General features: G+C 65.2%; 11 protein-coding genes and 2 tRNA genes. 3 read left to right on the forward strand and 10 right to left on the reverse strand.

Annotated features, from left to right (window positions below):
- Nucleotides 1-169: 169 nt before the first annotated feature.
- Nucleotides 170-1,075, reverse strand: a complete 906-nt coding sequence (locus tag AC1REM_RS03160) for a DNA adenine methylase (RefSeq protein ID WP_492513293.1) — start codon at nt 1,073-1,075, stop codon at nt 170-172.
- A gap of 70 nt (nt 1,076-1,145) precedes the next feature.
- On the opposite strand from AC1REM_RS03160, the gene AC1REM_RS03165 reads away from it, so the two are divergent.
- Together AC1REM_RS03165 and AC1REM_RS03170 are read left to right on the forward strand one after the other, a co-directional pair.
- Nucleotides 1,146-2,468: a site-specific DNA-methyltransferase gene (locus AC1REM_RS03165; RefSeq protein WP_492513294.1), complete on the forward strand. Its 1,323-nt coding sequence runs from the start codon at nt 1,146-1,148 to the stop codon at nt 2,466-2,468.
- A 282-nt stretch (nt 2,469-2,750) separates the two neighbouring features.
- Nucleotides 2,751-2,912 (forward strand): hypothetical protein, encoded by a 162-nt coding sequence (locus tag AC1REM_RS03170; RefSeq protein ID WP_492513295.1) that lies wholly within the window; start codon nt 2,751-2,753, stop codon nt 2,910-2,912.
- Between the two features lie 40 nt (nt 2,913-2,952).
- Here AC1REM_RS03170 and AC1REM_RS03175 read toward each other — a convergent pair whose 3' ends face one another.
- From AC1REM_RS03175 to AC1REM_RS03200, 6 genes are all read right to left on the reverse strand, one after another.
- A complete protein-coding gene (locus AC1REM_RS03175; protein ID WP_492513296.1) occupies nt 2,953-3,372 on the reverse strand; it encodes a hypothetical protein in 420 nt (139 codons plus the stop codon).
- Between the two features lie 183 nt (nt 3,373-3,555).
- Nucleotides 3,556-3,628, reverse strand: a tRNA-Ala gene (locus AC1REM_RS03180).
- Between the two features lie 28 nt (nt 3,629-3,656).
- Nucleotides 3,657-3,730: transfer RNA gene (locus AC1REM_RS03185), tRNA-Ile, on the reverse strand.
- 62 nt (nt 3,731-3,792) lie between these two features.
- Nucleotides 3,793-4,578, reverse strand: coding sequence for a DUF4097 family beta strand repeat-containing protein (locus tag AC1REM_RS03190; RefSeq protein WP_492513297.1), 786 nt, complete (start codon nt 4,576-4,578; stop codon nt 3,793-3,795).
- Between the two features lie 127 nt (nt 4,579-4,705).
- On the reverse strand, nt 4,706-5,386 hold the full coding sequence (locus tag AC1REM_RS03195; RefSeq protein ID WP_492513298.1) for a response regulator: 681 nt from the start codon (nt 5,384-5,386) through the stop codon (nt 4,706-4,708).
- Nucleotides 5,374-6,726 carry a sensor histidine kinase gene (locus AC1REM_RS03200; RefSeq protein ID WP_492513299.1) on the reverse strand — a complete coding sequence of 451 codons (1,353 nt, stop codon included), beginning with the start codon at nt 6,724-6,726 and terminating at the stop codon, nt 5,374-5,376. Before AC1REM_RS03200 ends, AC1REM_RS03195 begins: the two co-directional genes overlap by 13 nt.
- Nucleotides 6,727-6,844: 118 nt before the next feature.
- Between AC1REM_RS03200 and AC1REM_RS03205 the strand changes: the two genes are divergently transcribed.
- Nucleotides 6,845-7,558, forward strand: coding sequence for a VIT1/CCC1 transporter family protein (locus AC1REM_RS03205; RefSeq protein WP_492513300.1), 714 nt, complete (start codon nt 6,845-6,847; stop codon nt 7,556-7,558).
- A gap of 54 nt (nt 7,559-7,612) precedes the next feature.
- Here AC1REM_RS03205 and AC1REM_RS03210 read toward each other — a convergent pair whose 3' ends face one another.
- Genes AC1REM_RS03210 through gyrB form a run of 3 tightly spaced genes read right to left on the reverse strand, consistent with a single transcriptional unit; the run spans nt 7,613 to nt 12,584 of the window.
- A complete protein-coding gene (locus AC1REM_RS03210) occupies nt 7,613-8,020 on the reverse strand; it encodes a DUF3566 domain-containing protein (RefSeq protein ID WP_492513301.1) in 408 nt (135 codons plus the stop codon).
- Nucleotides 8,017-10,560, reverse strand: coding sequence for a DNA gyrase subunit A (gene gyrA, locus AC1REM_RS03215; RefSeq protein WP_492513302.1), 2,544 nt, complete (start codon nt 10,558-10,560; stop codon nt 8,017-8,019). The genes AC1REM_RS03210 and gyrA overlap by 4 nt, the downstream gene beginning before the upstream one ends.
- Nucleotides 10,561-10,595: 35 nt before the next feature.
- On the reverse strand, nt 10,596-12,584 hold the full coding sequence (gene gyrB / locus AC1REM_RS03220; protein ID WP_492514466.1) for a DNA topoisomerase (ATP-hydrolyzing) subunit B: 1,989 nt from the start codon (nt 12,582-12,584) through the stop codon (nt 10,596-10,598).
- Nucleotides 12,585-12,654: the final 70 nt, after the last annotated feature.

Here is a 12,654-nt window from a genome sequence, read left to right on the forward strand (position 1 = left end):
TGTGGAAAACAGACGAAAGCAGGTCACGGCATTCGCCGCTGACCTGGACGTAGTTCTTCGTGTAGGAGTCCCCCGAGGGCGAATCAGCGAACCGCCCGTAGGTCGCTTTGAACGCGCTTACCCCGAACTTCCAAAGCCAGACTGCTTCGACTGCCTGTGCAACCACGTGCTACCTCCCGATGATCACGGCCTCCGGGGAGCGGTGCGCTTCGACCTCACGCTTACTCTGTGCCGCAACTGAACGATGTGCTGTGAAGCCCACGATATCGGCGAAGTCGAATAGCTCGCGGACGCCCTTGGTGTCGCGATTAGACATGACCCAGCGAATGCCGCGTTCCGAGAGACCACGACACAGCTCCGCGAGGTCCATCAGGTCGGGGAGCTCGAACGTCTTCGCGTTGTACTTGTTGAACTTCGCCGTCGGTTCCTTCTCGTCCGGGTTCGTGAAGATAGGGAGATACGGCGGGTCGAGGTAGACAAAGTCGCCCGGCTTCGCGCGATCGAGCGCGTCCCGGAAGTCTTCGGTACGAACGTCCGCGATCGCGAGTGTGAGTTCGAGCGCAGCGAAGGTCTCGTCACTGAACCCCTTGAACGACCGGTCACCCCACGGCGCGTTCATCGCTCCGGTCTTGGAGTTCTCTCGCCACAAGTGATTCCACGAGGTTGCGTTCAGGTAGAGGAAGCGAGCCGCACTCTCGATGGGGTCGCTTGCCGACTGAGCCCGAACCTCGTAGAAGTACTGCTTCGAGTCTTGTGCCTGGTGGACATCCAGCAGCGGTCGAAGAGCATCCTGGCTGTCTCGCATGGCGGTCCAGGCGTTGACCAGATGCGGATTCACATCGGCCAGATGTGCACGGTTCTCGATACGGCCCTGTATGGCGAAGAACACGGCACCACCGCCGAGGAACGGCTCGTGGTAGTTCGCGATCGTCGAAGGAATGTACGGCAGAATGCGCGGCAGGAGCTTCGTCTTGCCGCCCGCCCAGCGGATGAACGGTTTCGTCGCCAGAGGCGCAGTCGTCGTGTCCAGTGCCTTCACCTCCGTCGCGCCTCCGCTGTCCGAGGCTTCTGCCATCGTAGTCTGGACCCGGCCTCGGACACCCCGACGAGGCCTTGCCGCGCATAGACAGAAGGTGTCCCGTCGCATGAGCAAAGGAGTTGAGCTCGCCTGGCCGAACAAGAGCCTGTCCCTGCGCGCGCACGGCGCGGCGACGTACAAATGGGTCGCACCCACCGACGCTGCGCTCGCGACGCCCCTCTCCGTCCAGCACTTCGGTGCCGAGACCCCTGGTCCGCGCTCGAACGTCCTTGCGATCGGGGACGGCCTGGATGCGCTTGAGGCACTCAGCGCGACAGGTGTGTTCACCGATGGCATCCGAGCGGTGTACATCGACCCGCCGTTCAACACAGGCAAGACCTTCACGCAGTACGGCGACGCGCTCGCGCGTCCGATGTGGCTCAGCATGATGCGCGACCGACTCGCTGCGCTGAAGCCGCACCTGCGCGAGGATGCGTCCGTGTGGCTGCACCTCGACGACAGTGAGGTGCATCGCGCCCGCATGATCATGGACGAAGTGTTCGGTGAGGATGCCTTCGTCGCGAGCGTCGTCTGGCAGAAGCGCACGACGCGGGACTCACGCGCTGCGTTCTCCTCCAACCACGACACCATCCTCGTTTATGCGCCGTCGGGCCCGCGGAAGTGGAAGCTGTCGCGCAACCTACTCGCGAAGGACGAGGCGACCCTCCGCAACCGTGATGACGACCCCCGCGGGCCTTGGGCTGACGCACCCTTCACAGCACCTGGGTTTCGCAAGGCGCAACAGTATGAGATTGTCACGCCTTCCGGTGGCGTCGTTCGTCCTCCGCGCGGCCGCTCCTGGTACGCGACGGAGTCCACCTATCGCCAGCTTCTGGAGGAGGACCGAATCTGGTTCCCGAAGGGTGGCGCCGGCTCCCCCCGCATCAAGCTGTTCGCGCACCAGTTGCGCGGCCTCGTACCCTTCACTGTCTGGGGCTCGGCGGACGTCGGTACGAATGACGATGCGAAGCGGCATCTCCTTCAGCTGTTCCCGGACCAGCCAGTCTTCGACACGCCGAAGCCAGAGGAGTTGATCGAGCGCATCCTCCACATCGCCACCAACCCTGGTGAGCTGGTAGTCGATCTGTTCGCGGGCTCGGGCACGACAGCGGCGACCGCTCATAAGATGCGCCGCCGCTGGGTCACGGTCGAGCGCAACACCCAGACCGTCCTGGACTTCACTCTTCCGCGCCTGCTGCAGGTCATCAACGACACTGACCGAGGTGGCGTCACGAGCCAGGTGTCGTGGGTCGGCGGCGGCTCGTTCGCAGTCCTGCAGGCCGTTCCTCGCTTCGGCACCCTCACGGGCGTCCATCGTCCGGCGACTCTAGAGGCGAAGCTCGCCCCACTTCTCAGCCGACTGCACGACTCCTTCGCTTCTACAGCTTGAGACGCCTAGCGCGTCGCTGAGTGATGACCGGGTCAGACGATCGCGAGCGAGTGGTTCGCATGCACGTCGATGACATGACCGAGCGGCCAGCGCATAAGCCTTGGGTGGAAGGTCACGCGCGAGCACCGTCGTTGTCGACGCCTCTTTCCTAGCTCACTCCTCGACGTCGTCGCTCTCGTCCTTAGCACGCGCGCGGCGATGCTCCACGAGCACCTTGATACCTGTGTCCTGCACCCTCACGGCCTGCGTGTGCCGCAGTTCGGCCGCGAGGAGTGCCGCGACGTGCGGCGCGCCATCCAGCACCAGGGGTGGCGTGCTGCCTGGGTGCTGCTCCCGAGCCTTCCGTACCGTCGGATCCCCGGTGACCGCGCGGCGGCGATTGTCGAAGCGGGAACCTCCGACCCGCAGACGCCCGCTGTGCTGACCGTGACGCCCGTGCGTTAGCCCCTGCCGCGGCACATCCACACGCTGCGGTTCAATCTCGTCACTGCGAGGTCTTGGTAAGGCGGCGCTGCAGCTCGATCACCGTCTCATCGGGCAGCAGCTCCGGGTGAGGGGCGAGCATGCCGCGGACGTGGTTGGCGAACTTCGCGCGCGTGATGGCGTCCGCCGCACGTCTCCCATAGGTGGGCTGCAAGTGACGATGCCAGGCCGGCATGTAGTGCATCCGTGTTCTCTCGCCGACGACGGCCGAAGAGGTGCGCTGCGGCGCTTCCCACGTTGCGGCGAGCTCGTCCATCGTGATGGTCCGCTTCCGCGCCGGCGCACCACCGGCCATCGCGGTTGTCAGGGCTTTGAGCGCCGCCTGCGACGTCGGGCTAATGCGGAAGATGCGTGAGCGCGTCCCATCCTCGTAGGCCGCCATGAACTGAGCGGTGTAGCCCGAGCACCTTTCACCTGTCATGCGCGGCTCACCGAAGCTCTCTTTCGCAAGGTCTCGGGTCGGGCGCGGCATGCTTCAGCTGGTGGCATCCGCGGATGTCTCCAGAAAACTCCGCGAGGATGTCTGCTCCGTAAGTGCTCACGTCCCAGCACTGAAACGAAAGAACTCCTGGTCCGACTTTTCAGTCGGACCAGGAGTTTCCAGTGGAGCCTAGGAGATTCGAACTCCTGACATCCTGCTTGCAAAGCAGGCGCTCTACCAACTGAGCTAAGGCCCCGTACGGGTATTGAATTGTGGGTGAAACGTGGGGCTACCAGGACTTGAACCTGGGACCTCTTCATTATCAGTGAAGCGCTCTAACCACCTGAGCTATAGCCCCGCAACCTCGAAAACTTTACCCGAGATTGCGCGAAACTCCCAATCGAGCCCGCGACGCGCCGATCAGCGCCCGCGGAACAGTTCGATGCTGCCCGCGGATGCGGAGACCGACACCACGTGCCGAGACGTTGACGAGGTGCGCAGTTCGCTCTCCAGCGACCCCGCGGAGAGGTCCTGGGTGACCGCGTACTCGACGTCCGGGAGTGTGACGTCCATGCTTCCTGCGCTCAGCTCGAGCTCGACCTCGTCGGGTGCGGATCCCGTGAACTCGGCCACGATCCGTCCCGCGGATGCGTTCAGGTCGACCTCGCGGACGTTCGCGAGCCGGAGTTCGGCGTTCCCCGCACTGAGTTCGGCCGTGACCGACTGGGCGGAGCCGCTTGCGGTGAGTCCACCTGCGCTCACCCCGATGTCCAGGTCACGGAAGTCACCGTCCGCGCGCATGCTGCCCGCCGAGAGGGAGAGGTCGGCGTCGATCCGCCCGTTGAGCGCTTCCGGCAGCGTGATCGTGACGGTGGTCTGGTCGCCGAACCAGCCGGAGATCCACCAGCCGAAGCCGACGCGCGGATCACGGACGAGGATCTCATCCTCGTCGCGCTTCATGGTCCAGCCGTTCGACTGCCCGGAGACCTCCATGACGGCCTCATCGACGTCACCGAATCGCAGGACGACATCGGCGCCTCCGGCTTCCACGTCGATCGCGGTCACACCTGTGGCATCCACCGTCGCTGTGACCTCGGTGGAGCTCGTCGATGTGATCTGTCGTACCGCTCCGTAGGCGGCCGTGGCGCCGGTGATGAGGAGAACCGCGCCACCGACGATCGCTGTGACTGTTGTGATCGCAGCCACCGCTGCTGTTCGTGAGGGCGGCCTCGGCGTTTCCGGCGAAGGACTGGGGGCGGGAGGGGGAGTGTGCGGTGTGGTGTTCATTTCTCTGTCCTGTCTTTGTGACGGGATGGCGCGGCGAGGCCGGCGCTCACCGATTCGTTCGGTCAGCGGATGCGGCTCCGCCGGTGTGATCGATGTGGGCGATGGTGGCGAGCACGCGGCGGTTACCGGACTCGTCGGGTTCAAGGCCCAGCTTCTGGAAGATCGCAGTGATGTGCTTCTCGACGCTCGCCTCTGAGACGAACAGGATTCCGGCGATCGCCTGGTTCGACTTCCCCTCAGCGATCAGAGCGAGCACCATGCGCTCGCGCTCGGTCAGCGCGCGCATCCGGTCGTCCTGATTGCGTCGGGTCAGCAGCTGGGCGACGACCTCCGGGTCGAGCACGGTGGCTCCGGAGGCGATCCGTTCGACGGACTCGACGAACTCCGCGACATCTGCCACGCGATCCTTGAGCAGGTATCCGAGCGCGCCACCCTGTCCGGCGATCAGATCACTCGCGTACCGCTCCTCGACGTACTGCGAGAGCACGAGCACGGGAAGCTGCGGATTCTGTCTGCGCAGCACGAGTGCCTCGCGGATGCCCTCATCCGTGAATGTCGGAGGGAGTCGCACATCGAGGATGCACAGATCCGGTGTGGTTTCGGCGACGGTCTCGTGCAATTCGGAGGCATCCGGCAGCGCCGCGACGATCTCGTGGCCGGCATCCTGCAGCAGACGAGCGAGCCCTTCGCGCAGCAGCACAGAGTCTTCGCAGATCAGGATGCGCATGGCACCGTCACCTCCAGGCTCGTCGGGCCGCCATGCGGGCTGTCGATGCGCACGGTTCCGCCGGCGGCGAGGATGCGGTTCGAGATGCCATCCAGGCCTCCGCCCGGCGTGACCTGCGCACCGCCGATGCCGTTGTCCTCCACGCGCGCCCACAGCGTTCCGCCGTCGCGCACCCGCACCACGACCCGGCTCTCGCTGGCCCGCGAGTGCTTCGCGGCGTTGGTGAGAGACTCCGCGATCGCGAAGTACACGGCGGCTTCCGCGTCGCGGCTGCATCGGCCGTCCACGCGCACGTCGAGATGCACGGGGATGTGCGACCTGCCGGCCAGTGCGGAGAGTGCCGCGTCGAGACCTCGGTCGTCGAGCACCGAGGCGTGGATGCCACGAGCGAGCTGGCGCAGTTCGGTGATGGCCGCCTTCGTGGAGGTGTGCGCCTCCTCGATGAGCGCCTTCGCGGCATCCGGGTCCGTCTCGATCTTCTGCTGGGCCATCCCCAGAGTCATTCCGACAGAAACCAGCCGGGGCTGCACCCCGTCATGGAGGTCACGCTCGATACGAGTGCGCTCGACATCGGCGGCGCGCACGGCGCCTTCACGCTGTGCGGAGGACGTGCGCACCTGCTCGGTCAGACGCTCCTCGCGGATCGGAGCGGCCATGATCGCCCGCGAGATCACGCGGTGCAGGGCCACGAGGCCCCAGATTCCGAAGAAGGCCGCACCGACTCCGGCGATACCCGCGAGTGGTGCCCAGGCCACCGACATGGGAGTTCCCCATCCGGTCGTCACGAACTCTGCGTTCGCCAGCGGCGCGAATGCGCTGACCGCCGACCAGATGCCCCACCAGAACAGGCGCAGGACGAGGGCACCCAGCACACACGCGATCGCGAAGTTCGCCAGCGCCCGCCACATGCGGCCGTCGATGCTCTGTCGTCCGAGCGTGCGCAGCCACCCGCCGAACCCGGGTCGCGTCTGCGCCCGCCAGGTGAGCGGCGGCAGGTCGAAGCGGTACAGCGCATCGATACGCGCCACCTCGAACCAGGCGACGCCGAAAAGGGCATAGACAAGACCGACGAGGAGGACGACACCGATTCCTGCGACGAGGACGAGCGCCAGACCTGTGCCCAGGAGGGTGGTGAGCACCGTCCAGACGATCGTGCCCACGATGCCCAAAGCCGCGAGCTGTGCGGTCGTGAGGAACAGGCGGAGCGGAGGCGTGCGCTTTTCGGTCGCTCCTCCGGACGCGGCGGGAGCGGACGCGGCGGGAGCTGTCGGAGGGACAGGTGCCGTGGGCGCCTGCGCGGGCGACGCCGCCGGGGGAGTCGGAGGCAGGTTGCTTGTCATGCTTACAAACTACGGCCGGTGCCGTATCCGCCGACACCGAGGCATCCGGATGCTTGACTTCGGGTTTTCCCGAAGATTTCGCACGCCCCGGGCGTGCCGTGCGTGATTCACTGGGCGCATGAGCACCTCACACACCGGCGAACCACACGCCGTCGGAATCAGCCAGCGACTCAATTGGTTGCGCGCCGGCGTCCTCGGCGCCAATGATGGCATCATCTCGGTCGCGTCCCTGGTCGTCGGTGTGGCGGGAGCCACGACCGAGAATGGCGCGCTGCTCACGGCGGGAATCGCAGGCCTCGTCGGCGGTGCGATCTCCATGGCGCTCGGGGAGTATGTCTCGGTGAGCAGCCAGCGCGACAGTGAGCGAGCGCTCATCGCGAAAGAGACTCACGAGCTGGCGACGATGCCAGAGCAAGAACTGGCGGAACTCACAGAGCTGTACCGTCAACGCGGACTATCGGATGCGACCGCCCGTACCGTCGCGAAAGAGCTCACCGCCCATGACGCGCTGGCCGCACACCTCGAGGTCGAACTCAACATCGACCAGGACGATCTCGTGAATCCCTGGCATGCGGCGGTCTCGTCCGCCATCGCCTTCACCCTCGGCGCTCTGCTGCCGCTGCTGGCAATACTTCTTCCGCCGGCCGACATCCGCGTGCCCGTCACCTTCGTGGCCGTGCTGCTCGCGCTTGCGCTGACTGGCTGGGTGTCAGCGAAGATCGGCGGGGCGAAGCCAGGTCGATCGATGATGCGTCTGGTGCTGGGCGGAGCACTGGCGCTGGTGGTCACGTGGGGACTCGGCACCCTCCTCGGCACGACGGGAATCGTCTAGCGGGGACGAGGAAGGGCCGGATGCTGCGTAGCATCCGGCCCTTCTTGAGAAGACTCAGTTGGTCGAGGTGAAGCCGACGAGCAGGCCGCCCGTGACCTTGACGGCCAGGTTGTAGATACCGGCCACGATCGCGCCCAGCACCGTGAACACGATCAGGTTGAGGATCGCGATGACGGCGGCGAAGGCCATGACCTGCGGCAGACCCAGCATCGTGGACAGCGAGATCGCACCCTCGGTGAAACCGCTGACGAACTCATCCGCCTTGCCGATGAGGCCCGTGGCCTGCAGCACCATGTACACCAGGAAGTACGACACGAGCGTGACGATCGCCATCGCCACCGCACCGAGGAAGGACAGCTTCACGGCCGACCAGAAGTCGATGTAGACCAGGCGCAGGCGAACCTGCTTGCCTGCGGTCTTGTGAGTGGACTTCTTCGCCAGCTTGTCGGCTACTGTGCTCATGCTTCAGTGCTTTCTTGGGGGGTCTCGGTGTCAGCGTCTGCGGCGTCGGACTCTTCGGCTTCTTCTGCCAGTCCTCGCTCGCTGTTGCGAGCGATCGCAAGGATCTTGTCATCGCCGCCGAGGCGAGCGAAGACGACGCCCATGGTGTCGCGACCCTTCGCAGGGACCTCGGCCACGGCAGAGCGTACCACCTTGCCGCTGGCAAGAACCACCAAGACCTCGTCCTCCTCGGACACCATCAGACCACCCGCGAGAGTGCCCCGATCGTCGTTCAGTTTCGCGACCTTGATGCCGAAACCACCGCGTCCCTGGACCCGGTACTCCTCGATCTTCGTGCGCTTCGCGTAGCCGCCATCAGTGACGACGAACACGAACTGACCGGGTGCCGCGACGGACGCCGAGAGCAGGCAGTCGCCCTCGCGGAACTTCATGCCCTTCACACCGGCGGTCGCGCGACCCATCGGACGCAGGGCGTCGTCGGTGGCGCTGAACCGCACCGACATGCCGTGCGAGCTGATCAGCAGGATGTCGTCCTCGGCGTCGACGAGCAGCGCACTGACGAGTTCGTCGTCGTCGTTCAGACGGATCGCGATGACTCCGCCCTGGCGGTTGGTGTCGTACTGCTCGAGACGCGTCTTCTTGACGAGGCCGTTGCGGGTAGCGAGCACGAGGTACGAGGCCGTCGCGTAGTCGCGGATGTCGAGCATCTGCGCGATGTTCTCGTCCGGCTGCAGGGCGAGCAGGTTGGCGACGTGCTGGCCCTTGGCGTCGCGACCGGCCTCCGGCACCTCGTACGTCTTGGTGCGGTAGACCCGGCCCTTGTCGGTGAAGAACAGCAGCCAGTGGTGCGTCGTCGTGACGAAGAAGTGCTCGACCACGTCGTCGGCGCGCAGCTGCGCCCCCTTGACACCCTTGCCACCGCGGTGCTGCGAGCGGTAGTTGTCGCTGCGCGTGCGCTTGATGTATCCCTCGCGCGTGACGGTGACGACCATCTCCTCTTCGGGGATGAGGTCTTCCATCGACATGTCGCCGTCGAAGCCGTGCAGGATGTGCGTGCGACGCTCGTCACCGAAACGGTCGACGATCGCCACCAGCTCCTCGCGGATGATCCTGCGCTGACGGCCCTCGTCGGCGAGGATCGCCTTGTAGTCGGCGATCTGCGCCTCGAGCTCGGCAGCCTGGTCGATGATCTTCTGACGTTCGAGAGCGGCAAGACGACGAAGCTGCATCTGCAGGATCGCGTCGGCCTGGATCTCATCGATTTCGAGGAGCCGCTGCAGGCCCTCGTTCGCTTCCTGGGTGGTCTGCGACCGGCGGATCAGGGCGATGACCTCGTCGAGCGCGTCGAGCGCCTTGAGGTAGCCGCGCAGGATGTGCATGCGCTTCTCGGCCTCGTTGAGGCGGAACTGCGTGCGCCGGACGATGACCTCGAGCTGGTGGGCGAGCCAGTGCGTGACGAAGCCGTCGATCGCGAGCGTCCGCGGCACGCCGTCGACGATCGCGAGCATGTTCGCGCCGAAGTTCTCCTGCAGCTGCGTGTGCTTGTAGAGGTTGTTGAGAACGACCTTGGCGACGGCATCGCGCTTGAGCACGACGACGAGACGCTGACCTGTGCGGTCACTGGACTCGTCGCGGATGTCGGCGATGCCGGTGATCTTGCCATCGCGGGCGAGGTCACCGATCTTGACCGCGACGTTGTCGGGGTTCACCTGATACGGCAGTTCGGTGATCACGAGGCACGTGCGGCCCTGGATCTCTTCCACGTTCACGACGGCGCGCATCGTGATCGAGCCACGACCCGTGCGGTAGGCCTCGTGGATGCCCTTCGTGCCGAGGATCTGCGCGCCGGTCGGGAAGTCCGGGCCCGGGATGCGCTGGATCAGACCGTCGAGCATCTCCTCGCGGGAGACGTTCGGGTTCTCCAGTGCCCAGAGTGCAGCATCCGCGACCTCACGCAGGTTGTGCGGCGGAATGTTCGTCGCCATGCCGACCGCGATACCCACAGAACCGTTGACGAGCAGGTTCGGGAAGCGCGCCGGCAGGACCGTCGGCTCCTGCGTCTGGCCGTCGTAGTTGTCCTGGAAGTCGACCGTGTTCTCTTCGATGTCCCGGACCATCTCGAGCGCGAGGGGCGCCATCTTGGTTTCGGTGTATCGAGGAGCAGCAGCACCCATATTGCCGGGGGAGCCGAAGTTGCCCTGTCCGAGCGCCAGGGGGTAGCGCAGCGACCACGGCTGCACGAGGCGCACAAGGGCGTCGTAGATGGCCGAGTCACCGTGCGGGTGGTACTGACCCATGACCTCGCCGACGACACGGGCACACTTGGAGAACGACTTGTCGGGTCGGAACCCGCCGTCGTACATGCCGTAGATCACGCGGCGATGCACCGGCTTCAGGCCGTCGCGCACATCGGGGAGCGCACGGCCGACGATGACGGCCATCGCGTAGTCGAGGTAGCTCCGCTGCATCTCCGACTGGAGGTCGACCTGGTCGATGCGTCCGTGGTCGTGTGCCGGTTCGGGGCGTTCTTCGTCAGTCATGTGTGTCTTTTCTGTCTTCGTCTCGCGCGCCAGGATCAGATGTCGAGGAAGCGAACGTCCTTCGCGTTGCGCTGGATGAAGGTGCGTCGCGATTCGACGTCCTCACCCATCAGCACGCTGAAGATCTCGTCGGCAGCAGCCGCGTCTTCGATGGTCACCTGTCGCAGAGTGCGGGTCGTGTGATCCATCGTCGTCTCCCACAGTTCCTTGGCGTTCATCTCGCCAAGACCCTTGTAGCGCTGGATGCCGGCGTCCTTGGGCATCCGCTTGCCGTTCTGGAGCCCGTGCGCCAGCAGGGCGTCGCGCTCGGCGTCGCTGAACACGTACTCGTGTGCCGAGTTCGACCACTTCAGTCGGTACAGCGGCGGCATCGCCAGGTACACGAAGCCCGCCTCGATGAGACCGCGCATGTAGCGGAAGAGCATCGTCAGCAGCAGCGTCGTGATGTGCTGACCGTCGACGTCGGCATCCGCCATCAGGACGATCTTGTGGTACCGGGCCTTCTCGATGTCGAAGTCCTCGCCGATTCCCGTGCCGAACGCCTGGATCATCGCCTGCACTTCACGGTTGCCAAGCGCCTTGTCGAGACGCGCTCGTTCGACGTTCAGGATCTTTCCGCGCAGTGCGAGGATCGCCTGCGTGTGCGGGTCGCGACCCTGCACCGCCGAGCCACCTGCGGAGTCACCCTCGACGAGGAAGATCTCGCTGATCGAAGGGTCTTTGCTCGTGCAGTCCTTGAGCTTGTCGGGCATCGCCGCCGACTCGAACACGCTCTTGCGGCGGGCGGTCTCACGCGCCTTGCGCGCAGCCATGCGCGCTGTCGCGGCGTCGATCGCCTTGCGGACGACGTTCTTGGCCTGGTTCGGGTTGCGGTCGAACCAGTCGCCGAGCTGATCGCCGACGACCTTCTGCACGAAGGCCTTCGCCTCGGTGTTGCCGAGCTTGGTCTTCGTCTGCCCCTCGAACTGCGGCTCACCGAGCTTGATCGAGATGACCGCGGTGAGTCCCTCACGAACGTCGTCACCCGACAGGTTGTCGTCCTTCTCTTTGAGAAGGTTGTTCGCACGGGCGTACTTGTTGACGAGCGTCGTCAGTGCCGCGCGGAAACCCTCTTCGTGCGTGCCGCCCTCGTGCGTGTTGATCGTGTTCGCGTACGTGAAGACGTTCTCGGTGTACCCGGTCGTCCACTGCATCGCGACCTCGAGCGAGATCTTGCGCACGGTGTCTTCCGAGTCGAACGCGATGATCTCGTCGTTGACGACCTCGGCGTGACGGATGCGGTTGAGGTACTCGACGTAGTCGACGAGACCGCGCTCGTAGAGGAAGACATCGTTGCGAAGTTCGACGATGACTTCGCCGTCCTTCTCGATCTCCTGAGCGGTGCCCTCACGTTCGTCGTGCAGCTCGATGCGCAGACCCTTGTTGAGGAAGGCCATCTGCTGGAAGCGCGTGCGCAGCGTGTCGTAGTCGAACTCGACTGTGTCAGTGAAGATCTCAGCATCCGGCCAGAAGGAGATCGTCGTACCGGTCTCCTCCGTCGCCGCACCCTTGACAAGACCCTGCTGCGGGTGGCCGCCGTTCGCGAACGCGTGGTTCCAGACGAAGCCCTGACGCTTGATCTCGACCTCGAAGCGCGTCGAGAGGGCGTTGACGACGGACGAACCCACACCGTGCAGACCACCGGAGACCGCGTACCCGCCGCCGCCGAACTTTCCACCGGCGTGCAGGATCGTCAGAACGACCTCGACCGTGGACTTCGACGGGTCGGAGGAGTGCGGATCGACCGGGATGCCACGGCCGTTGTCGACGACACGGACGCCACCATCGGCCAGCAGTGTGACGATGATCGTGTCGCAGTAGCCGGCGAGGGCCTCATCGACGGAGTTGTCGACGATCTCGTAGACGAGATGGTGCAGACCGCGAGGTCCGGTCGAGCCGATGTACATGCCGGGCCGCTTGCGCACGGCTTCGAGACCTTCGAGGATCTGGATCGCGTCGGCGCCGTAGTCGGCCGAGGGCTTCATGGAAGACGTTTCGGCGTCGGCAGCAGTATCGGAGGGTGCGGAACCCCCGTTCGTCTGGGTCGACTCGTTC

This window comes from Microbacterium sp. GW823-FHT02G05, assembly GCF_058797175.1.

Coding starts and splice junctions, on each gene's coding strand:
- AC1REM_RS03160 (WP_492513293.1), bottom strand. CDS start 1,075: ATGGCAGAAGCCTCGGACAGCGGAGGCGCGACGGAGGTGAAGGCACTG.
- AC1REM_RS03165 (WP_492513294.1), top strand. CDS start 1,146: ATGAGCAAAGGAGTTGAGCTCGCCTGGCCGAACAAGAGCCTGTCCCTG.
- AC1REM_RS03175 (WP_492513296.1), bottom strand. CDS start 3,372: ATGACAGGTGAAAGGTGCTCGGGCTACACCGCTCAGTTCATGGCGGCC.
- AC1REM_RS03195 (WP_492513298.1), bottom strand. CDS start 5,386: ATGCGCATCCTGATCTGCGAAGACTCTGTGCTGCTGCGCGAAGGGCTC.
- AC1REM_RS03200 (WP_492513299.1), bottom strand. CDS start 6,726: ATGACAAGCAACCTGCCTCCGACTCCCCCGGCGGCGTCGCCCGCGCAG.
- AC1REM_RS03205 (WP_492513300.1), top strand. CDS start 6,845: ATGAGCACCTCACACACCGGCGAACCACACGCCGTCGGAATCAGCCAG.
- AC1REM_RS03210 (WP_492513301.1), bottom strand. CDS start 8,020: ATGAGCACAGTAGCCGACAAGCTGGCGAAGAAGTCCACTCACAAGACC.
- gyrA (WP_492513302.1), bottom strand. CDS start 10,560: ATGACTGACGAAGAACGCCCCGAACCGGCACACGACCACGGACGCATC.
- gyrB (WP_492514466.1), bottom strand. CDS start 12,584: ATGAAGCCCTCGGCCGACTACGGCGCCGACGCGATCCAGATCCTCGAA.